This window comes from Kytococcus sp. Marseille-QA3725, assembly GCF_054950055.1.
In genome coordinates this window covers 205,532-227,117 of sequence record NZ_JBUCLA010000001.1, presented here as the reverse complement: position 1 = coordinate 227,117, position 21,586 = coordinate 205,532, and the positions used below count along the sequence as shown (strand labels likewise).

The 21,586-nt window shown below is 71.5% G+C and carries 19 protein-coding genes; 14 read left to right on the top strand and 5 right to left on the bottom strand.

Annotated features, from left to right (window positions below):
- Positions 1–77 precede the first annotated feature (77 nt).
- From ACY8FT_RS01110 to ACY8FT_RS01080, 7 genes are all read left to right on the top strand, one after another.
- On the top strand, positions 78–1,760 hold the full coding sequence (locus tag ACY8FT_RS01110) for an ABC transporter substrate-binding protein (RefSeq protein WP_462417107.1): 1,683 nt from the start codon (positions 78–80) through the stop codon (positions 1,758–1,760).
- Between the two features lie 117 nt (positions 1,761–1,877).
- Positions 1,878–2,888, top strand: coding sequence for an ABC transporter permease (locus ACY8FT_RS01105; RefSeq protein ID WP_462417106.1), 1,011 nt, complete (start codon positions 1,878–1,880; stop codon positions 2,886–2,888).
- 5 nt (positions 2,889–2,893) lie between these two features.
- On the top strand, positions 2,894–3,835 hold the full coding sequence (locus ACY8FT_RS01100) for an ABC transporter permease (protein WP_462417105.1): 942 nt from the start codon (positions 2,894–2,896) through the stop codon (positions 3,833–3,835).
- A gap of 5 nt (positions 3,836–3,840) precedes the next feature.
- Positions 3,841–4,884 carry an ABC transporter ATP-binding protein gene (locus ACY8FT_RS01095; protein ID WP_462417104.1) on the top strand — a complete coding sequence of 348 codons (1,044 nt, stop codon included), beginning with the start codon at positions 3,841–3,843 and terminating at the stop codon, positions 4,882–4,884.
- The gene (locus ACY8FT_RS01090) at positions 4,881–6,011 is read left to right on the top strand and encodes an ABC transporter ATP-binding protein (protein ID WP_462417103.1); all 1,131 of its coding nucleotides are present in this window, start codon (positions 4,881–4,883) and stop codon (positions 6,009–6,011) included. The genes ACY8FT_RS01095 and ACY8FT_RS01090 overlap by 4 nt, the downstream gene beginning before the upstream one ends.
- A 35-nt stretch (positions 6,012–6,046) precedes the next feature.
- The gene (locus ACY8FT_RS01085) at positions 6,047–6,745 is read left to right on the top strand and encodes a VIT1/CCC1 transporter family protein (protein WP_462417102.1); all 699 of its coding nucleotides are present in this window, start codon (positions 6,047–6,049) and stop codon (positions 6,743–6,745) included.
- A 28-nt stretch (positions 6,746–6,773) separates the two neighbouring features.
- Positions 6,774–7,514 (top strand): type 1 glutamine amidotransferase, encoded by a 741-nt coding sequence (locus tag ACY8FT_RS01080; protein ID WP_462417101.1) that lies wholly within the window; start codon positions 6,774–6,776, stop codon positions 7,512–7,514.
- Between the two features lie 60 nt (positions 7,515–7,574).
- On the opposite strand, the gene ACY8FT_RS01075 is transcribed toward ACY8FT_RS01080, so the two are convergent.
- Positions 7,575–8,495 (bottom strand): universal stress protein, encoded by a 921-nt coding sequence (locus tag ACY8FT_RS01075; protein WP_462417100.1) that lies wholly within the window; start codon positions 8,493–8,495, stop codon positions 7,575–7,577.
- 195 nt (positions 8,496–8,690) lie between these two features.
- Here ACY8FT_RS01075 and ACY8FT_RS01070 point away from each other — a divergent pair, with 195 nt between their 5' ends.
- The 6 genes from ACY8FT_RS01070 to thpD all read left to right on the top strand — a co-directional run bounded on the left by ACY8FT_RS01070 (position 8,691) and on the right by thpD (position 14,452).
- Entirely contained in the window at positions 8,691–9,983 is a 1,293-nt protein-coding gene (locus ACY8FT_RS01070; RefSeq protein ID WP_462417099.1) for an aspartate kinase, read from the top strand.
- Positions 9,984–9,988: 5 nt separating this feature from the next.
- Positions 9,989–11,110 (top strand): aspartate-semialdehyde dehydrogenase, encoded by a 1,122-nt coding sequence (locus ACY8FT_RS01065; protein WP_462417098.1) that lies wholly within the window; start codon positions 9,989–9,991, stop codon positions 11,108–11,110.
- Complete coding sequence (ectA, locus tag ACY8FT_RS01060) at positions 11,107–11,616, top strand: diaminobutyrate acetyltransferase (RefSeq protein ID WP_462417097.1); 510 nt, start codon at positions 11,107–11,109, stop codon at positions 11,614–11,616. Before ACY8FT_RS01065 ends, ectA begins: the two co-directional genes overlap by 4 nt.
- Before the next feature lie 27 nt (positions 11,617–11,643).
- The gene (gene ectB / locus ACY8FT_RS01055; protein ID WP_462417096.1) at positions 11,644–12,927 is read left to right on the top strand and encodes a diaminobutyrate--2-oxoglutarate transaminase; all 1,284 of its coding nucleotides are present in this window, start codon (positions 11,644–11,646) and stop codon (positions 12,925–12,927) included.
- 38 nt (positions 12,928–12,965) lie between these two features.
- A complete protein-coding gene (locus ACY8FT_RS01050) occupies positions 12,966–13,382 on the top strand; it encodes an ectoine synthase (protein WP_462417095.1) in 417 nt (138 codons plus the stop codon).
- A gap of 137 nt (positions 13,383–13,519) precedes the next feature.
- A complete protein-coding gene (gene thpD, locus ACY8FT_RS01045; RefSeq protein ID WP_462417094.1) occupies positions 13,520–14,452 on the top strand; it encodes an ectoine hydroxylase in 933 nt (310 codons plus the stop codon).
- A 142-nt stretch (positions 14,453–14,594) separates the two neighbouring features.
- Here thpD and ACY8FT_RS01040 read toward each other — a convergent pair whose 3' ends face one another.
- Complete coding sequence (locus ACY8FT_RS01040; protein WP_462417093.1) at positions 14,595–15,176, bottom strand: NADPH-dependent FMN reductase; 582 nt, start codon at positions 15,174–15,176, stop codon at positions 14,595–14,597.
- A 569-nt stretch (positions 15,177–15,745) separates the two neighbouring features.
- On the opposite strand from ACY8FT_RS01040, the gene ACY8FT_RS01035 reads away from it, so the two are divergent.
- Positions 15,746–17,968 carry an NADP-dependent isocitrate dehydrogenase gene (locus ACY8FT_RS01035; protein WP_462417092.1) on the top strand — a complete coding sequence of 741 codons (2,223 nt, stop codon included), beginning with the start codon at positions 15,746–15,748 and terminating at the stop codon, positions 17,966–17,968.
- A 103-nt stretch (positions 17,969–18,071) separates the two neighbouring features.
- Here ACY8FT_RS01035 and ACY8FT_RS01030 read toward each other — a convergent pair whose 3' ends face one another.
- From ACY8FT_RS01030 to ACY8FT_RS01020, 3 genes are all read right to left on the bottom strand, one after another.
- Entirely contained in the window at positions 18,072–18,482 is a 411-nt protein-coding gene (locus ACY8FT_RS01030; RefSeq protein ID WP_462417091.1) for a hypothetical protein, read from the bottom strand.
- Between the two features lie 58 nt (positions 18,483–18,540).
- Positions 18,541–20,277, bottom strand: a complete 1,737-nt coding sequence (gene thiC / locus ACY8FT_RS01025; protein ID WP_462418373.1) for a phosphomethylpyrimidine synthase ThiC — start codon at positions 20,275–20,277, stop codon at positions 18,541–18,543.
- A gap of 238 nt (positions 20,278–20,515) precedes the next feature.
- A complete protein-coding gene (locus tag ACY8FT_RS01020) occupies positions 20,516–21,526 on the bottom strand; it encodes an aldo/keto reductase (protein ID WP_462417090.1) in 1,011 nt (336 codons plus the stop codon).
- Positions 21,527–21,586 lie beyond the last annotated feature (60 nt).

Below are 21,586 nucleotides of genomic sequence, written 5' to 3'. Positions count from 1 at the left end.
TCTACCGCACACCGGCCGCCCGGCGGCCCAGGAAGCGGTCCGGCCCCGCCGAATCGCGGGACACGTGAGGAGAACTCGTGAGCACACATCGCACCGCAGCGGTCGTCGCCGGGATCTGCGCCGCAGCGCTCACCCTCTCGGGCTGCGCCGAGTCGCAGCGCGGCAAGGACGACGGCGGCTCGGGCGGCGAGGAGAAGGCAGCCGGCGACACCATGACCTTCGGCGCCGCCGGTGAGCCGAAGGTCTTCGACCCCTTCTACGCCACCGACGGCGAGACCTTCCGCATCACCCGCCAGGTCTTCGAGGGGCTGCTCGAGATCAAGCCGGGCACCGCGGACGTCGCCCCCGGTCTGGCCACCAAGTGGGAGTCGAACGACGCGGGCACCGAGTGGACCTTCACCCTCAAGGAGGGGGTGAAGTTCCACGACGGCACCCCGTTCAACGCCGAGGCCGTGTGCAAGAACTTCGAGCGCATGTACAACCAGACCGGTGCCGGTGCCAGCCCCTCGGTCTCCGCCTACTGGCAGGACACGATGGGCGGCTTCGCCGACGGCAAGGTCGACTCCCTCTACAAGGACTGCAAGGCCCCTGCGGAGAACAAGGCCGTCGTCACCATCACCGAGGCGACCTCCAAGTTCCCCACCCTGCTCACCCTGTCGGCGCTGTCCATGCAGTCGCCGACCGCCATGGAGAAGTACAGGGCCAACGACGTCAAGGCCCAGGGTGAGGGCTTCGAGTACCCCGAGTACGCGACCGAGCACCCCACCGGCACCGGCCCGTTCACGTTCGAGGACTACGACACCGCGAACAAGACCATCACCCTCAAGCGCAACGAGGACTACCACGGGGAGAAGGCCAAGCTCGAGGAGCTGATCTTCAAGGTGATCCCCGACGAGGCGACCCGCAAGCAGGAGCTGAAGGCCGGCTCGATCGACGGCTACGACCTGCCCAATCCCATCGACTGGAAGTCGCTGGAGGACGAGGGCAACCAGGTCATGATCCGCGACCCCTTCAACATCCTGTACCTGGGACTGAACCCCTCCCAGAACGAGAAGCTCAAGGATCCGCGCGTCCGTCAGGCGATCAACATGGCGATCGACAAGGAGCAGCTGGTGCGGACCCAGATGCCCGAGGGGGCCGACGTGGCCACGCAGTTCGTCCCCGAGAGCGTCGCCGGGTACGACGACGGCGTCGAGCCGACCCCGCACGACCCCGAGCAGGCCAAGAAGCTGCTCAAGGAAGCCGGGGCCGAGGGCATGACCCTGGAGGTCTGGTGGCCGGCCGAGGTCACCCGACCCTACATGCCGGACCCGCAGAAGATCTTCGAGACGCTGCAGAGCGACCTGGAGGCCGCCGGCATCAAGGTGAAGGCGAACTCCAAGCCGTGGAACGGCGGCTACCTGGACGGTGTGGACACCGGTCAGGCGCAGGCCTTCCTGCTCGGCTGGACCGGCGACTACAACTCCTCGGACAACTTCATCGGCACCCTGTTCGGCGCCACCGACAACCGCTTCGCCACCGGCGAGTACCCGTGGGGCGAGAAGCTGTCGAAGGAGCTCAAGCAGGCCGACGCCATCCAGGACGACAAGAAGCGCGAGCAGCGCTACGAGGAGCTCAACGCGCAGCTGGCCGAGGAGTACCTGCCGGCCGTCCCCCTGACCCACTCGCCACCGGCCATCGTCGTCAGCCCGAAGGTGCAGGGCCTGGTCGCCTCACCCCTGACCGCGGAGCAGTTCGACACGGTCTCCATCTCCGAGTGACCCCGGTGGGTGCGCCACCGGTGCACCCACCCCTCCAGACCGCCCCCGACGCCCGGTGCGTCGTCCCGATGCACCGGGCATTCCCATACCCGGACCTCCCCTGACAGGAGCGCCCCTGTGATCCGCTTCATAGTGCGCCGTCTGCTCCAGATGGTGCTCGTCCTGCTCGTGCTGAGCGTGCTGCTCTTCTTCTGGCTCCGCTCACTGCCCGGCGGCGCCGTCGGCGCCCTGCTGGGCGACCGCGGCACGCCCGAGGCTCGCGCGGAGCTCGAGAAGCAGCTCGGACTCGACCAGCCCCTGCCCATGCAGTACCTCGCCTTCGTGAAGCGCTGCCTGCAGGGCGACTTCGGCGTCTCCACGGCGCTGCTGCCCGGCACCGACGTCACGCAGATCCTCGTGGAGCGGGCACCCGCCACCATCGAGCTCGCGGTGATGGCCATCCTGCTGGCGACGGCGGCCGGCATCCCGCTGGGTTACCTCGCCGCACGCCGCCGGGGCGGGATCTTCGACAACCTGTCGGTGGCCAGCTCGCTGGTGGGCGTCGCCGTCCCCGTCTTCTTCCTGGCCTACATGCTCCGCTGGCTGTTCGCCGTCGAGCTCGGCTGGTTGCCCGTCTCGGGCCGTCAGCAGGCCGGCATCGACGCCACGCACATCACGAACTTCTTCATCCTCGACGGCCTCATGACCCGCGAGTGGGACGCCGCGTGGGACGCCCTCAAGCACCTGATCCTGCCGGCCATGGCCCTGGCCTCGATCCCCTTCGCCGTCATCTTCCGCATCACGCGCGCAGCCGTGCTCGACGTGGTGGACGAGGACTACGTCCGCACGGCGCAGTCGAAGGGCCTGGCCGCGCGGACCATCCGCGGCCGCCACGTGCTGCGCAACGCGATGATCCCGGTGATCACCATCATCGGCCTCCAGGTGGGCGCCCTGCTGGGCGGGGCCATCCTCACCGAGAAGGTGTTCTCCATCCCGGGCCTCGGCGACGCCCTGGCCCAGTCCTTCACGCAGCGCGACTACCCGATGCTGCAGCTGCTGATCATGGTGGCCGCCGGCGTCTACGTCGTCGTCAACCTGATCGTCGACATCCTCTACGCGGTCGTCGACCCGCGCGTCCGGACGAGGTGACCGGCATGACCCAACCGAACCCCAGTGTCCTGATCGACCAGTCCGTCTCCGAGGCGGGAACCCTCGACGACGCGAAGGGCGAGTCGCTGTGGATGGGCGCCTGGCGCCGCCTCCGCACGAACGCGGCCTTCCTCGTCGGCCTGACGATCGTGGTGCTCTTCGTGCTGCTGGCGCTGTTCGCCCCGTGGATCGCGCCCCACGACCCCACGGCAGGCGTCCTCGAGAAGTACGTGACGGCCACGAACACCGTGCCCGAGCCGCGCCCCGGTCACCCGCTCGGCGGTGACGCCAAGAGCGGGCGCGACCTCCTGAGCCGCCTGATCGTCGGCAGCCAACAGACCCTCATGGTCGGCGTGCTGGCCACCCTGGGCGGTCTGGCCGGCGGCCTGGTGCTCGGCACCCTGGCCGGCGCCCTCGGCGGCTGGGTGGACGCGGTGGTCATGCGCATCGTCGACGTGATGCTCTCCATCCCGTCGCTGCTGATGGCCTTCTCGATCGCGGCCCTCTTCAAGGAGCCCACCCTGCAGACGGTGATCCTCGCGATCGCGATCGTGCAGGTACCGATCTTCGCCCGCCTGCTGCGCGGCTCGATGCTCGCCCAGCGCGAGGGCGACCACATCCTGGCCGCCCGGGCAGCCGGCGTGAGGTTCGGCCCCATCGTGTTCCGACACATGCTGCCGAACGCCCTGGGCCCGGTCATCGTCCAGTCCACGCTGGTCATGGCCACCGCCATCGTCGACGCCGCGGCCCTGAGCTTCCTGGGCGTCGGCAGCGCCGACACCCGCAAGCCCGAGTGGGGCCAGATGCTGGGCGAGGCCCAGGAATACATCGACTCCTTCCCGCACCTGGCCATCTACCCGGCCCTCTGCATCATCGTGGTCGCCCTCGGGTTCACGCTGATGGGTGAGGCGCTCCGGGAGGCCCTCGACCCGAAGACCCGGAGGTGACGCGCATGGCCACCGCCGCCACGTTCGCGTCCGACACGCACCCGTCCCGTCCCGGATCGGCCGAGCCGCTGCTCTCGGTCCGCGACCTGTCCATCGAGTTCCGCAGCCGCGGGAGCACCCCCTTCACCGCGGTCGACGGCGTCTCCTTCGACGTCCGCCCGGGGCAGACCGTCGGCCTGGTCGGCGAGTCCGGCTGCGGCAAGTCGGTCACCTCGCTGGCCATCATGGGCCTGCTGGACCGCCGCGGCTCGGAGGTCTCCGGGCAGGTGCTCTTCGAGGGCACCGACCTGCTCACCGAGTCCGACCGCGCCATGCGCGACCGCCGGGGACGCGACCTCGGCATGATCTTCCAGGACCCGCTGAGCTCGCTGAACCCGGTGGTCCCGATCGGCCTGCAGGTCAGCGAGGTCATCGAGCGGCACCGCGGGCTGAAGCGCAGGGACGCGATGGCCCGGGCCCGGGAGATGCTCGACAAGGTCGGCATCCCCGACCCCGACCGGCGCCTCAAGGAGTACCCGCACCAGCTCTCCGGCGGCATGCGCCAGCGCGCGCTGATCGCCATGGCGCTGGCCTGCGAGCCCCGCCTGCTCATCGCCGACGAGCCGACCACCGCCCTGGACGTGACCATCCAGGCGCAGATCCTCCAGCTGCTGAAGGACCTGGTCCGCGACTCCGGCACCGCGCTGATCATGATCACGCACGACCTCGGCGTGGTGGCCGGGCTGTGCGACGAGGTGAACGTCCTCTACGGCGGGCGCATCGTGGAGCGCGGTGAGCGGCACCCGCTGTTCGCCCACCCCCGGCACCCGTACACGACGGGGCTGCTGGGCTCGATCCCGAGCCTCCGCGGCGACCGCGGCGCCGAGCTCGACCCGATCCCCGGCTCGGTGGTCGACAACCTGCCGTGGTCCTCGGCCTGCGCCTTCGCGCCCCGCTGCAGCCAGCCGATCGGGCTGTGCACGCAGCAGGCCCCCGAGCTCGAGGCCGACGCGGCGGTCGCCGACGACCGTCGACTGCGCTGCCACAACCCCGTCCAGGAGGCACGATGAGCACCAGCATCGACGAGTTCGACGGCCGCGCGGTCGCCGGCGAGGACACCCCGGTGCCGACCGGGTCCGGCTCCGTGGACGGGCCACGCCGCGAGCGCGGGGACGTCCTGGTCGAGGTCGACGACCTGAAGGTCCACTTCCCCATCAAGCGGGGCATCGTGTTCGACCGCACCGTCGGCCACGTGAAGGCCGTGGACGGCATAAGCCTGACCATCCGCCGCGGGGAGACCTACGGCCTGGTCGGCGAGTCCGGCTGCGGCAAGTCCACCTTCGGCCGGGCGCTGCTGCAGCTGGAACCGGTCACCGACGGCTCGGTGCGCTTCGCCGGCAAGGACCTCACCGAGTACCGCGGGGAGTCCCTGCGCAAGCAGCGCCGCCACATGCAGATGGTGTTCCAGGACCCGATGGGCTCGCTGGACCCCCGGCAGACGGTGGAGTCCCTGCTGTGGGAGGGCATGTCGGCCCACGGCATGACCCGTGACAAGGAGGCCGCCCGGCAGCGGCTGAAGGACCTGCTGCACGAGGTGGGACTGCCGGCCAGTGCGCTGAACAAGTACCCGCACGAGTTCTCCGGCGGGCAGCGGCAGCGCATCGGCATCGCGCGCGCCCTGTCGCTGGACCCGGAGCTGATCGTCGCCGACGAGCCGGTCTCCGCCCTGGACGTGTCCGTGCAGGCGCAGGTGGTCAACCTGCTGCGCTCGGTGCAGCGCGAGCGCAGCCTGACCTACCTGGTGATCGCCCACGACCTGGCGGTGGTGCGGCACATCTCGGACACCGTCGGGGTGATGTACCTCGGCGGACTCGTCGAGGAGGCCGATGCAGAGAAGCTGTACGACGCCCCGCTGCACCCCTACACGCGGGCCCTCATGTCGGCCGTGCCCGTCCCCGACCCGGTGGTGGAGGACGAGCGGGAGCAGATCCTGCTGGCGGGCGACCTGCCCTCCCCGGCCGACCCGCCGAGCGGGTGCCGCTTCCGGACGCGCTGCCCCTTCGTGCAGGAGGACCGCTGCAGCACCGAGCGCCCGGAGCTGCGGACGGTCGACCTGCCCGGCGTCACCTCCTCGCACACGGTGGCCTGCCACCACGTCGAGCGCATCCACGCCGGGGAGATCCGCCCTCGGGGCTGAAACCCACTGGACGGTGGGGCTGGCAGTATGTGCGCATGCGCTCCCCCATCGTCCACCCCAACGGCGAGGTCCACCAGGCCGGTGACCGCCTGAACTGGCTGCGGGCCGGTGTGCTCGGCGCCAACGACGGCATCGTCTCCACGGCCGGCATCGTCGTCGGCGTGGCCGGTGCCACGAGCGACTCCCGCGTCCTGCTGCTGACCGGTGTGGCCGGGCTGGTGGCCGGCTCCCTGAGCATGGCCGCGGGCGAGTACGTCTCGGTCTCCACCCAGCGGGACGCCGAGAGGCAGCTCCTGGCCGACGAGCGACGGCACCTCGACGAGATGCCCGAGTTCGAGCTCGCGGAGCTCACGGCGATGTACCGCGACCGCGGGGTCTCCCCGGAGGTGGCCGAGCAGGTGGCGCGGGAGCTCACCGAGCACGACGACCTCGCCGCGCACTCGGAGATGGAGTTCGGCTTCGCCCCCGGTGACGAGACGAACCCCTGGGAGGCCGCGTTCGCCTCGCTCGTGGCCTTCGCCCTGGGGGCCCTGCTGCCGCTGCTGGCGATGGTGCTCACCCCGGCGGGATCGCGCCTCGCGGTGACGGTGGTCTCGGTGCTGCTGGCCCTGGCTGGCACCGGTGCGCTGAGCGCCCACCTGAGCGACGCCCGCAAGGGCCGGGCGGTGGCGCGCAACGTCCTCGGCGGGGCGATCGCGATGGGGCTGACCTTCGCCGTCGGCTCGTTCGTCTGACCTGCTGCCCGGGGCTAGGGTCCGGGGCATGACGACGCCCCGCATCCTGGTCATCCAGCACGAGGAGAACTGCCCGGTCGGCCTGCTCGGGGAGCTCTGGGCCGCGCGTGGCCTGGAGCTCGACGTGGTCCGCGCCTGGGAGGGGTGGCCGCAGGACGCCGCGGCCCGGCTGGAGGCCGCGGACGGGCTGCTCGTGCTCGGCGGCGAGATGGGCGCCCACGACGACGAGCGCTTCGCCTGGCTGACGCCCACGAAGGAGCTGCTGCGCCGCGCCGAGGCGTCCGGGGTGCCGCAGCTGGGCACCTGCCTCGGCCACCAGCTCATGGCGGTCGCCCACGGCGGACGCGTGGCCCCCAACCCGGAGGGCCACGCCACCGGACTGGCCACGATGGCGCTCACCCCCGCCGGCAGGCAGGACGCGGCCACCGGCGGTCACGACGGCCAGCGCATCGTCATGTGGAACAACGACGTCGTGGTGGACCTGCCGGAGAACGCGACCGTGCTGGCCACCTCACCGGACGGGAGCATGGGCGCGGCCCGCTACGGCACGCACGGCATCGGTCTGCAGGGCCACCCGGAGGCCGGCCCGGTGATCTTCAACGCCTGGACCGTCGACAAGCCGAGCGCCGAGCAGGCGCGCGAGGACGGGATCGACGTCGTCGAGGCCGCCCGCCGGGTGGCCGCGGCCGAGGACGAGCTCCGGGACGCGTGGACGCCGCTGGCCCACTGGTTCGCCGAAACGGTGGAGCACCGCGCGGCGCGCCGCTGACAGCGCGGCGGGGCGCCGACCCCGTCGGGTCGACGCCCCGCCGTCGCGGTGCCGGGCGGGTCAGTGCGTGATGATCGCGACCGGGCAGTGGGCCTCGGCCAGGACACCCTGGCTCACCGAGCCGAGCAGCGCGCCGGCCACGCCACCACGCCCGCGAGAGCCGACGACCACGAGGTCGGCCTCCTCTGACAGACCCACCAGCGCGTTCACCGGGCGGCCGTGGAGGGCCTGCACCTCGACCTGCACCTCGGACAGCGACGGATCGCTCTCGAGGACCTCGTCCACCTGCTTCTGCACCGACTTCTCGAGGTCGGCGACGATGCCGCGCCATTCCTCGGAGTCCGGCTCGGTGACCACGTAGCCGTTGACCACGGCCATGTTCCAGGTGGTCACGGCCCGGACCCGCTGGCCCCAGTGGGAGGCGGTCTCCATCGCGAAACGGAGCGCCTTGGTGCTGTCGCGGCTGCCGTCGACACCGACCGCCAGGAGGTTGCGCTGCTCCGGCACGCCCTCGGGACCGACCACGATGACCGGGCAGGTCGCGTGCATCGCGACGGTCAGGCTGGTGGAGCCCAACAGGAAGCGGGTGAGCCCGTGCTTGCGAGCCGTGCCGACGACGATGAGGACGGCCTCGTCCTCGACCTCCAGCAGCGACTGGCTGCCGGTGTTCCACGGGGCGTCGAAGGTGAGCTCCGGCTCCAACCCGAGGTCGGCGAGGATCGCCCGGACGTGCTCGAGCACCTCGTGCCCCTCGTCCACCTCGTCGCCGCGCTGGGTGAGCAGCGGCGCGTCCATGCCGAAGCCGACCGGCGCGTAGGCGGTGGCCATCGACTCCTGGGCGTGCACCGCGTGCAGGCCCACTCCGCGACGCAGGGCGGACCTGGCCGCCCACTCGACGACCGCCCGGTCGCGCTCGGTGCCGTCGACCCCCACCACGACGACCTCGCCGGGGGTGGTGTTCGCTCGATCCTGCTGGCTCATGGTGCCTCCCTACCTGGTGTCCACCCAGCCTATCCGCACCGCTCCACGCCGTTCCGGGGGTCGGCGGCGGGCACCTCGCAGCCGGGGTGTGAGACGGGGAACGCATAGATCCTGACACCGGGATGTGACATGTGCATGACCGGACGTTATGGTCGACGGGCTTCAAGCCCCAGTCCCCCACCCCCGGGAGAGTGCATGTCCCTCGTCGTCCAGAAGTACGGCGGATCGTCCGTGGCCGATGCCGAGTCCATCGGCCGCGTGGCGCGACGCATCGCCGACACCCGTGCCGCCGGGCACGACGTCGTGGTGGTGGTCTCCGCCATGGGCGACACCACCGACGACCTCCTCGACCTCAGCCGCGAGATCACCGACTCCCCGTCCGAGCGGGAGCTCGACCAGCTCCTGACCTCCGGCGAGCAGATCTCCATCGCGCTGCTGGCCATGGCCCTGCACGAGCTCGACACGGCCGCGCTGAGCTTCACCGGCCGGCAGGCCGGGCTGCGCACCACCGACGCCTTCGGCTCGGCCCGCATCACCGAGATCGACGCCAGCCGCCTGCGCACCGCCCTGGACGACGGCCACGTCGCAATCGTCGCCGGCTTCCAGGGCTGGACCGAGGACGAGCACACCACCACCCTCGGCCGCGGCGGCTCCGACACCACCGCCGTCGCGGTGGCCGCGGCCCTCGAGGCCGACGTGTGCGAGATCTACTCGGACGTCGACGGCATGTTCAGCGCCGACCCCCGCATCATCCCGAGCGCGCGGAAGATCAGCTGGATGTCCTACGAGGACGCCATCGAGCTGGCCGCCCACGGCGCCAAGATCCTGCACCTGCGCGCGGTGGAGTTCGCCCGCCGCCACGACGTGCCGCTGCACGTGCGCTCGAGCTTCACGCACGACCCCGGCACCTGGGTGAGCGAGACCCGGGACCAGGCCCCCACCGACCACACCGAGACGCAGGAGGACCCGATGGAAGAGCCCCTGATCCAGGGCGTCGCCCACACCCACGACCAGGCGATGCTCACCGTCGTCAACATCCCGGACAAGGCCGGGCGCGCGGCGTCGATCTTCGCCGCGCTCTCCGAGGTCGTGTCCGTCATCGACGTGCTCGGCCAGACCCACACCGCCCGCGACAACGGCCTGGTGGACTTCTCCTTCGCCCTGCCGGTGGAGGACGCCCAGCTGGCCAAGGCGGCGCTGGAGAAGCAGCAGTCCGAGCTCGAGTTCACCGAGGTCTCGGTGGACGAGGGCGTCGGCAAGGTCTCCGTCAGCGGCCACGGCGTCCGCTCCAACGCGGAGGTGCCGGCCCAGCTCATGAAGGCGCTGGCGGACGCCGGCATCACGGTCATGATGTTCACGACCTCCGAGGCCCGCATCTCCGTCGTGGTCTCGGACGACCAGGTCGACGATGCCGCGCGGGCCATCCACACCGCGTTCGGCCTCGACAGCGACACCGAGGCCGTCGTCCACGCCGGGACGGGTCGGTGATCGGCATGAGCGAGCCCCACGCCACGCACCCCGCGGCCCTGCCCGCCCCCACCATCGCCGTCGTCGGCGCGACCGGCCAGGTCGGCACCGTCATGCTGCGACTGCTCACCGAGCGCAAGCTGCCCGTCGGCGAGCTGCGCCTGTTCGCCTCGGCCCGCTCGGCCGGCAAGCAGGTGGAGTGGACCGACGGCACCGGTCAGCAGCGCACCGTCACCGTCGAGGACGTCGCCGCGACCTCCACCGAGGACCTCCGCGGCATCGACATCGCCCTGTTCTCCGCCGGTGGCGGCACCTCCCGCGAGCACGCACCGCGCTTCGCCGAGGCCGGCGCCGTCGTGGTCGACAACTCATCGGCCTACCGCCGCGACCCCGAGGTGCCGCTGGTGGTCAGCGAGGTGAACCCGCAGGCCGCCACCGAGCGCCCCAAGGGCATCATCGCCAACCCGAACTGCACCACCATGGCCGCGATGCCGGTGCTCAAGGTGCTGCACGACGAGGCCGGCCTGGAGGCCCTGCAGGTCGCCACCTACCAGGCGGTCTCAGGCTCCGGCCTCGCCGGCGTCGACGAGCTGGCCCAGCAGTCGCGCGCCGCGGTCGCCGCGGGCGAGGGCGCCATGGAGCAGCTCGTGCACGACGGCTCCGCGTTGGACGAGGCCCTGCCGGAGTCCAGCACCTACCCGCGCCCGATCGCCTTCAACGCCATCGCGATGGCCGGCGACCTGGTGGACGACGGCTCCGGCGAGACCTCCGAGGAGCAGAAGCTGCGCCACGAGTCGCGCAAGATCCTCGGCATCGAGGAACTCGCCGTCTCCGGCACCTGCGTGCGCATCCCGGTGTTCACCGGCCACGCGCTGGCCGTCCACGCCCGCTTCGGCCGGGAGCTGACGCCCGAGCGCGCCCTGGAGCTGCTCGCGGACGCACCCGGTGTGACCGTGACCGAGATCCCGGCCCCGCTGGAGTCCGCCGGCTCCGACGACGTCCTCGTCGGCCGCGTGCGCACCGACCAGTCCGTCCCCGGGGGCAAGGGTCTGGCGCTCTTCGTCGCCGGCGACAACCTGCGCAAGGGCGCCGCGCTGAACGCCGTGCAGGTGGCCGAGGTGCTCATCGAGCAGGGAGTCGGCGCGTGACCGCCGCGGCGGAGCGCCCCGACACCGACCGCGTCGTCCTGCGCCGGGCCACCCTCGACGACGGTGCCGCCATGTGGCGCATCGCCCGGGACAGCCGGGTGCTGGACCTCAACACCTCGTACGCCTACCTGATCATGGCGCGCGACTTCGGCCAGCACTCGACGGTGGCGGAGCTCGACGGCGAGGTCGTCGGCTTCTGCATGTCCTACCTGCGCCCCGCCGACCCGGGCACCCTCTTCGTCTGGCAGATCGCCGTCGACGAGGCCGCCCGCGGACTCGGGCTGGCCGGCCGGATGCTGCAGGCCGGCGTCGAGGCCACCGGCGCCACCGCGCTGGAGAGCACCGTGACCACCGACAACGACGCCTCGAACGCGCTGTTCGCCGGGTTCGCCCGCCGCAACGGCGCCACCGAGACGATCACCGAGTTCATCACCCCCGAGCACTTCCCCGCCGACGACGTGCACGACGCGGAGCTGCTGCACCGCATCGAGCCCCTGGACGCCTGACCGAACCCCCACCCTGGAGGTAGAGCCATGACCCAGACCCCGACCGCCACCTATGCGCCCGGAGACACGAGCATCTTCGAGGCCCGTGAGTCCTCCGTGCGCTCCTACTGCCGCCAGTGGCCGGTGGTGTTCACCACCGCCCGCGGCGCCGAGCAGCACACCGAGACCGGTGAGACCTACCTGGACTTCTTCGCCGGTGCCGGCGCCCTGAACTACGGGCACAACAACCCGGCCATCAAGGGTGCCCTCATGGAGCACCTGGCGCAGGACGTCGTCATCCACTCGATGGACATGCACACCCCCGCGAAGCGCCGCTTCCTGGAGGCCCTGACCACGAACGTCCTGGAGCCCCGCGGCATGGACCACAAGGTCCTGTTCCCCGGGCCGACGGGCACCAACACCGTCGAGGCCGCGCTGAAGGCCGTCCGCAAGGCCACCGGCCGCAGCGAGGTCGTCGCGTTCACCAACGGCTTCCACGGCATGACCCTGGGCGCCCTCTCGGTGACCGCCAACAAGATGAAGCGCGCCGGCGCCGGCGTGCCGCTGACCGACGTCACCCAGGTGGCCTACGACGGCCACGCCCCGGAGGCCGACCTGGTGGACCTCGACGCGCTGGACGCCCAGTGGGAGAAGGCCGGCGGCGACCTGCCCGCCGGCGCGATCGTCGAGCTCGTGCAGGGCGAGGGTGGCCTCAACGCCGCCTCGATGGACTGGGTGAAGAAACTCGCCGAGGTGTGCGCCAAGCACGACGTGAAGCTCATCGTCGACGACGTGCAGGCCGGCTGCGGCCGCACCGGCACCTTCTTCTCGTTCGAGCCGGCCGGCATCACGCCGGACGTGGTCTGCCTGAGCAAGTCGCTCTCCGGCCTGGGCCTGCCGCTGTCGATCACCTTGGTCCGCCCCGAGCTGGACGACTGGACCCCCGGTGAGCACAACGGCACCTTCCGCGGCTTCACCCCGGCCTTCGTCACCGCCGCCGCGGCGATCGAGAACTACTGGGCCGACGACGCCTTCGGCGCCGAGGTGCGGGCCCGCGCCGAGCGCCTGCACGCCGGCCTGGCCGACATCGTCGAGAAGGCCAGCGGCGAGGCCGAGGTCCGGGGCCGCGGCCTGATGTGCGGCATCGCCTTCGCGGACACCGAGGCCGCCGAGAAGATCGCCGCCGCGGCCTTCGAGAAGGGCCTGATGGTCGAGACCTCCGGCCCCGACAGCGAGGTCGTCAAGCTGCTGCCGCCGCTGACCGTCACCGACGACGAGATCGACCGCGCCGTGGCCGTCCTGGCCGAGGCCGTCGCCACCGTCGGCGCCTGAGAACCACCCGAACCAGTTCACACGCAGAAGGAGAGAGCATGAAGGTCATCCACCTCGAGGACCTCAACGGCACCGAGAACGACGTCGAGCACGGCAACTGGCGCTCCCGTCGGTTCTTCCTGGCCGACGAGGGCGTGGGCTTCTCGTTCCACCAGACGATCCTCAAGGCCGGCACGACCACCGAGATGTGGTATGCCAACCACATCGAGGCCGTGTACGTGTACCAGGGCAAGGGGACCCTGGTGAACCGTGAGAACGGCGAGGAGTTCGAGCTGCGCCCGAACACGATGTACCTGCTCAACGACCACGACAAGCACACCGTGATCGCCGAGGAGGACATCCACTGCGTCTGCACCTTCAACCCGCCGGTGACCGGCCGCGAGGTGCACGACGAGCACGGCGTCTACCCGCTGCTCGACGCCGAGGGCAACCGTCTGGACACCCCGAAGGGCTGACTGGACGGACCCCGGGGCACGTCCCCGAGCCCGACCGATCGGGCACCGCGGCAGGTGCCGTGGTGCCCGATCGGTCGTTCCCGCCGAGAGGAAGAACACCACTGACCACCCGACCGCGTGATGCGAGGAGGCACACCATGACGACCACCCCGAACCACACGACCCGCACCGCCGCCGACAGCCGCACCGACCACTACCCCACCCGCCTGGCCGACCGCCCCGCCGTGCTGGAGCGCCGCGACCCGGTCGTCGCCGGCGGACCCCAGGACGGCCCCTTCGAGGTGGACGAGCTGGAGCAGGTCGAGCAGCGGGGCTACACCCAGGTGCCGGACCTGTTCACGCCTGCGGAGATCGAGCGGATGCGCACCGAGCTGGACGAGCTCTCCCGCAACCCGGAGGTGCTGGCCGACGAGCGCACCATCACCGAGGCGGCCTCGGGGCAGCTGCGCTCGGTCTTCGAGGTGCACCGCACCAACGAGCTGTTCCGCTCCGTGGCGCACGACCCGCGGCTGGTGCGCCGCGCCCAGCAGGTGCTGGGCGGGCCGGTGACCATCCACCAGAGCCGGGTGAACTTCAAGCCCGGTTTCGGCGGGGCGCCGTTCTCCTGGCACTCGGACTTCGAGACCTGGCACGCGGAGGACGGCATGCCCTCGCCGCGCGCGATCAGCGTCTCCATCGCCCTGACGGACAACCACTCGTACAACGGGCCGCTGATGATCATGCCGGGTTCGCACCTTCGCTACGTCTCCTGCGTCGGGGAGACGCCGCGGGACAACTACAAGTCCTCGCTGGTGGCCCAGGGCGCCGGCACGCCGGACCCGGACGTGCTGACGCGCATGTACGACGAGTTCGGCATCGACGTGCTCACCGGCCGGGCCGGGGGCGCGACTTGGTTCGACTCGAACTGCATGCACGCGTCCAACGGCAACGTCACGCCGGCGCCGCGGTCCAACGTGTTCATCGTGTTCACGGCGGCGGACAACGCCTGCGGTGAGCCCTACGCCGCCCCGGCCCCGCGGCCGGAGTTCCTCGGCGCCCGCGAGCACCGCGAGGTGCTGCAGGCGGACTGAGCCGGCTGACCGGGCTGGCCCGACCACATGGCCCGGCATCGTGCTGGCCCGCCTGGCCAGCGCCCGCCCTCATGACGCGTGGGTGGGGCGATCGTGACAGATCGCCCCACCCACGCGTCGTGCGCGTCCGGCAGGTGCTCTGTCAGGCGCGGCGCGAGGCAGCCAGCGCGGTGAGCTCCTCCAGCTCGCCGAACAGGACGCGCAACTTGGTGGCGGCCTGGTCCGGCGCGGTGACAGTGCCGTCCTCGGCCACGCTCGAGGACACGTCCAGTCCCGCCTGGTTGCGCGCCTGCAGCATCGAGGCGTTGGCCACGACGGCGCGCCAGTGCTCCACCGCGCGCACGCCGTTCTCTGCGCCGTAGCCGACGAAGCCGACGGCCTTGTGGCGCCACTCGACGAACAGCACGTCGAACGCGTTCTTGAACGCCGCCGGGATGGAGTGGTTGTACTCGGCGGTGACGAAGACGTAGCCGTCGAACGCGGCGATGCACTCCGACCAGGCCGTGGTCCGCTCGTTCTCGTACTCGCCGTTCGCGGCACCGGGCACGGTGGGCTCGCACAGCAGCGGCAGGTCGAAGTCGGCGAGGTCCACCAGCTCGTAGGTCACGCCCTCGGCGGCCTCACCTGCCTCCACCCGGGCGGTGGCCTGCTCCTTCACCCAGCGGCCGACGGCCTCTCCCTTCCGTCCGGGGCGGGTGGATCCGATGACGACGGCGATGCGCATGGGCAGGCTCCAGGGGTCGGGGACTCCGCGGTGGCGGAGGGCGGACCGGTTGCCCGCCGCCCCATCATGCCCGGGCACCTGGCGCGCCGCACCGCTCCCCGTTCAGCACCGGTGCCGAAGTCGAGCGTCCCCAAGAACTGACAACCGCACCGGTGCTGAACTGGACAGTCGAAAACCGCACCGGTGCTGCATCGGTCAAGCGCCTCCGGCCGAGAACCGCACCGGTGCTGAACTGGACAGTCGAAAACCGCACCGGTGCTGCATCGGTCAAGCGCCTCCGGCCGAGAACCGCACCGGTGCTGAACTGGACTGTCGAGTTCAGCACCGGTGCGGTTCTCGTGGGGCGACGCCGGCCCGACCCCCTGCGGGCGACGCCGGCGCGCAGGGCCTCGCACTCCCCGCGGAACGCGGCACCGCACCGCGCTCCACGGGGGCGCGAGGTGCCGGGCTCCCGCGCGGCCAACTAGGCTGGACCACCAGTACGCAGCCCGCACCGCACCACCGCGGAGCCGACGACCGGCCCCGTGGCGACGCCGCGGGCCCACCCGAGATGAGGGAGAACACCCCAGATGGCCACCATCAGCTGGACCCGGACCGATGAGGCGCCGCTCCTGGCGACGTACTCGTTCAAGCCGATCGTCGAGGCGTTCGCCGGAGCCGCCGGCATCGACGTGGAGACCCGTGACATCTCGCTGGCCGCCCGCATCCTGGCCCAGTTCCCCGAGCAGCTGACCGAGGACCAGCGCGTCGAGGACGCCCTGGGCAACCTGGGCGAGCTGGCGACGACGCCGCAGGCCAACATCATCAAGCTCCCGAACATCTCCGCCTCGGTCCCGCAGCTCAAGGAGGCCGTCGCCGAGCTGCAGGGCCAGGGCTACGCGATCCCGGACTACCCCGAGGACCCGCAGACCGACGAGGAGCGCGCCGTCCGCGCCAAGTACGACGCGGTCAAGGGCTCGGCCGTCAACCCGGTGCTGCGCGAGGGCAACTCCGACCGCCGCGCCCCGCAGGCCGTCAAGAACTTCGCCCGCAAGCACCCGCACTCCATGGGTGAGTGGTCGGCCGACTCCCGCACCCGCGTGGCCACCATGGGCGAAGACGACTTCGCCAGCCACGAGAAGTCCGTGGTCATCGACGGCGACGACTCCCTGACCATCCAGCTGGTCACCGACTCCGGTGAGACCACCGTCCTCAAGGAGGGCGTGAAGGTGCTCGACGGCGAGGTCGTGGACGCCACCTTCATGGACGTCGCCCGCCTCAACAGCTTCCTCGCCGAGCAGGTGCAGATCGCCAAGGACGAGGACCTGCTCTTCTCGGTGCACCTGAAGGCCACGATGATGAAGGTCTCCGACCCGATCATCTTCGGCCACGCCGTACGGGCCTTCCTGCCCGAGGTGTTCGCCGAGCACGGCGAGGCCCTGCGCGCCGCCGGCCTGTCCCCCAACGACGGCCTCGCCGCCATCCTGTCCGGGCTCGAGAAGATGCCCGCCGAGCAGGCCGACCCCATCCGCGAGGCGATCGAGAAGGGCCTGGACGAGGGCCCCGACCTGGCGATGGTGGACTCCCGCAAGGGCATCACCAACCTGCACGTGCCCAGCGACGTCATCATCGACGCCTCCATGCCGGCGATGATCCGCACCAGCGGCCAGATGTGGAACAAGGACGACGCCCAGCAGGACACGCTGGCCGTCATCCCGGACTCCTCCTACGCCGGCGTCTACCAGACCGTCATCGAGGACTGCCAGGAGAACGGGGCCTTCGACCCCACCACGATGGGCTCGGTGCCGAACGTCGGCCTGATGGCCAAGAAGGCCGAGGAGTACGGCTCCCACGACAAGACCTTCGAGGTGCCCGCCGCCGGCACCGTGCAGGTCGTCGACTCCTCCGGTGAGGTGCTGATGCAGCACAAGGTCTCGGCCGGTGACATCTGGCGCGCCTGCCAGACCAAGGACGAGCCGATCCGCGACTGGGTGAAGCTCGCCGTCACCCGGGCCCGCGCCTCGCAGACCCCGGCCGTCTTCTGGCTGGACGCCGAGCGGGCCCACGACTCCCAGCTCATCGCCAAGGTGGAGAAGTACCTCAAGGACCACGACACCGAGGGGCTGGACATCCGCATCATGTCCCCGGAGGACGCGACCCAGTTCTCGCTGGACCGCATCCGCAAGGGCGAGGACACCATCAGCGTCACCGGCAACGTGCTGCGCGACTACAACACCGACCTCTTCCCGATCCTGGAGCTGGGCACCAGCGCCAAGATGCTGTCGGTGGTGCCGCTGATGAACGGCGGTGGCCTGTTCGAGACGGGCGCCGGCGGCTCGGCCCCGAAGCACGTCGACCAGCTGACCTCCGAGAACCACCTGCGATGGGACTCCCTGGGCGAGTTCCTGGCCCTGGCCGAGAGCCTGGACCACGTGGCCTCGCACGAGGACAACCGCAAGGCGCAGGTGCTGGCCGACGCGCTCGGCCGCGCCACCGAGACGCTGCTCAACGAGGGCCGCTCGCCCAGCCGCAAGGTCGGCGAGATCGACAACCGCGGCGGCCACTTCTACCTGGCCCTGTACTGGGCCAAGGAGCTGGCGGCCCAGTCGGACGACGCCGATCTGGCCAAGAAGTTCGCCCCGCTGGCCGAGCAGCTGGGCGCCCAGGAGGAGGCCATCGCCGGTGAGCTGCTCGCCGCGCAGGGCTCCGCGGCGGACCTCGGTGGCTACTACCACCCGGACGACGCGAAGACGACGGCCGTGATGCGCCCGTCGAAGACCTTCAACGAGATCGTGGACGGCTTCACCGCCTGACCGATGCCTCATCCACCGTGCGGACACGCGCCGCACGGCGACGAAGGCGGCGGGCCACACCCTTGAAGGGTGTGGCCCGCCGCCTTCGTGCAGGTGGTCGTGCTCAGGCGCGCACGTCGGTGCGCTGCTCCAGCGGTGCGCCGGGCTTGCGCTGGGCCAGCGAGGCGAGCGCGAGGGCCGCCCCGAGGATCAGCACGCCGAGCACCACGTGCACCCACTTGAGGCCCATCTCGGCCAGGCCGATCTGCAGCAGTGCGAGCACGGCCAGACCCAGGGCGTGCATGAACAGGCCGGTGTTCCCGCTCACCTTCTTCCACAGGAAGGCACCGATGGCGGCGGCGACGGCGGTCACGAAGGCGGCGTAGCCGATCCATCCGTGCACGTCGTAGAGGTCGATGTCGGTGAACAGCAGAAGCAGACCGAGCACGGCCTGGCCCACGGTGAGGAGCGCGGTGGCCAGGGCGAAGGTCCGCAGCAGGCTGAGGTGCTTGGCGGGCTGGGAGGTGGTGGTCATGCGGCCCAGTGTCCCATCCGCCACCCGGGGAGATCGGCGCCCCGGGCGCCCCGGGCCGTCACCGCCCGGCCGGGGTCGGCTCGGCCGGCTCGGCAGGGGCCGACTCCGCGGCCTGCGGGGCGGGCGGGGCGGTCCCGATCTCCACCGGCACCGGGCCCGCGGCCATCTGGTCGCCGAACTCCTCGTTGATGTCGCGGCTGATGCGCATGGAGCAGAACTTCGGCCCGCACATCGAGCAGAACTGAGCGTTCTTCGCGGGCTCGGCCGGCAGCGTCTCGTCGTGGAACTCCTGCGCGGTCACCGGGTCCAGCGACAGCGCGAACTGGTCGTGCCAGCGGAACTCGAAGCGCGCCCTGCTCATCGCGTCGTCCCAGTCCCGGGCGTGCGGGTGCCCCTTGGCCACGTCGGCGGCGTGCGCGGCGATCTTGTAGGTGATGACGCCGGTCTTCACGTCGTCGCGGTTGGGCAGGCCCAGGTGCTCCTTGGGCGTCACGTAGCAGAGCATCGCCGTGCCGTGCTGCGCGATGGGCGCGGCCCCGATGGCGCTGGTGATGTGGTCGTAGCCGGGCGCGATGTCGGTGGCCAGCGGGCCGAGCGTGTAGAAGGGCGCGCCGTGGCACCACTCCTGCTCCAGGTCCACGTTCTCCTTCACGAGGTGCAGCGGCACGTGGCCGGGGCCCTCCACCATCACCTGCACGTCGTGCTCCCAGGCGCGCTGCGTCAGCTCGCCCAGGGTGCGCAGCTCGGCCAGCTGGGCGGCGTCGTTGGCGTCCGCGAGCGAGCCGGGGCGCAGCCCGTCACCCAGGGAGAAGGCGACGTCGTGGGCGGCGAAGATCTCGCACAGCTCGTCGTAGTGCTCGTAGAGGAAGGACTCCTGCCGGTGGGCCATGCACCAGCCGGCCATGATCGAGCCGCCGCGCGAGACGATGCCGGTGACGCGCCCGGCGGTCAGCGGCACGAACTCGCGCCTCACGCCCGCGTGGATCGTCATGTAGTCCACGCCCTGCTCGGCCTGCTCGATGACGGTGTCGCGGAAGACCTCCCAGGTGAGGTCCTCGGCCACGCCGGCGACCTTCTCCAGCGCCTGGTAGATCGGCACGGTGCCGATCGGCACCGGGGAGTTGCGCAGGATCCACTCGCGGGTGGTGTGGATGTCGTCACCGGTGGACAGGTCCATGACGGTGTCCGCGCCCCAGCGGGTGGCCCAGGACATCTTCTCCACCTCCTCGGCGATGGAGGAGGTCACCGCGGAGTTGCCGATGTTGGCGTTCACCTTGGTGAGGAAGGCCCGGCCGATGATCATCGGCTCCGACTCCGGGTGGTTCACGTTCGCCGGGATGATGGCGCGGCCGGCGGCCACCTCGGAGCGCACCAGCTCGACGTCGCAGCCCTCGCGCAGCGCCACGAAGCGCATCTCCGGGGTGATCTCGCCGCGACGGGCGTAGTGCATCTGGGTCACGGTGCGGCCGGCCACCGCGCGGCGCGGCGGCTGGACCCGGCCCCGCCAGGCCTCGGACGCCTCGCCCCGACGCTCGGCGGCACGGCCGTCGTCGGCCAGGTTGCGCCCGCGACCGGCGTGCTCCTCGGTGTCGCCGCGGGCCTCGATCCACTCCTGGCGGGCCGGGGCCAGACCCACCTGCGGGTCGGAGCCCGGGCCCATCGTCCGGTAGACCACGAAGTCCTCGTTCGGGGTCCCGTCCGGCGACTCGTGCTGGGTGATCGCCGTCATCGGGACGCTCACCTCACCGTCGCTCCGGGTGACCAGTCGGTGCTGCGGGTGGTTCTCCCCGGTCATCGTGTGGGTCTGCTGGTGGTCACAGGTGCACGACATCGTCGTCCTCGCTTCCTCCGCCGGTGCTAACCGGTCAGGTTCGGACGGTCAGGGCGGCGTCAGCCCTATCTCAGCCCGTGCCCGGGCCCCCGTGGGGTACGCGCCACACCCTAGGCACACCCGGGGAGCAGTTCACGCGAGGGGGTCCCCTCCCTCGGCAGCACCCGGAACCCGCTCCGGTCCGGCGCAGGTCGCCCGGTCGTCAGGGGAGGTCGTGCCCGCGCGCACTGACCCACAGTGCGTACCACTCGGCACGGGTCAGTCGCACCCGGCCGGCGACGGCGTCCGTGCAGGCCTCCCACCGTCGCGGGCTCGTGGTGCCGACCACCGGCGCGATGCCCACCGGGTGTGCCTGCACCCAGGCCAGCACCACGGACTCCGGCGTGGTGCCGTGCTCGGCCGCGAGCCGGGCCACCAGTGCCGAGGTCGCGGCGTCCTGCTCCTGCTCGGCCGGCGTCGCGTCACTCCGCGCCCGGCCGGAGTACCGACCGCCGGCCAGCGCACCCCACGCCTGCACCCGCACACCGGCGGCGTCGAGCTCGTGGAGGGCTCCGACGCGGGCACCGACGGTGGCGCCCTCGGCGGTGTTCACGAGCACCTCGGCCTCCAGCCAGGCCGGGTGGGCCAGGCTCAGCTGCAGCTGGTCGACCACCAGCGGTGCCTCGAGGTGCGCCTGCAGGGCAGCCACCTGGGCCGGATCGTGGTTGGAGACCCCCACCTGCGCCACGAGTCCCTGGCGCACCAGGTCGTCGAGCACGGCCGCGAGCTCGGCCGGGTGGGTGAAGGGGTCCGGCCGGTGCACCAGCAGGCAGTCCAGCCGGTCGGCCCCCAGCCGCTCGAGGCTCGCGTCCACCGAGCGCCGCACGTGGTCGGGCGAGCTGTCGTATCGACCGTGCGCGGCCCCCGAGCCCAGCGGGCCGTCACCGGGCAGCAGGATGCCGCACTTGGTCTGCACCGCGAGCCGGGTCCGCAGGTCGGGGCGGGCGGCCAGCACCTGCCCGAAGACCGCCTCGGCCTTGCCGCGGGTGTAGATGTCGGCGTGGTCGAACCAGGTGACCCCGGCGGCGAGCGCAGCCTCCACCATCGACGCGGCCTGCTCGACCTGCTCGTCGGTGACGGGCGAGTCGTCCCAGGGGCCGCCGAGCCCCATGCACCCGGCGAGCACACCGGCGTCGCGAACGTCGGGGACGGCGGTGTTCGTCGGTTCGCGCACGGCGACACGGTAGTCGTCCGCCGGTAGGCTGGCGCAGCCCTCGCACCCCACTCCTCGGAG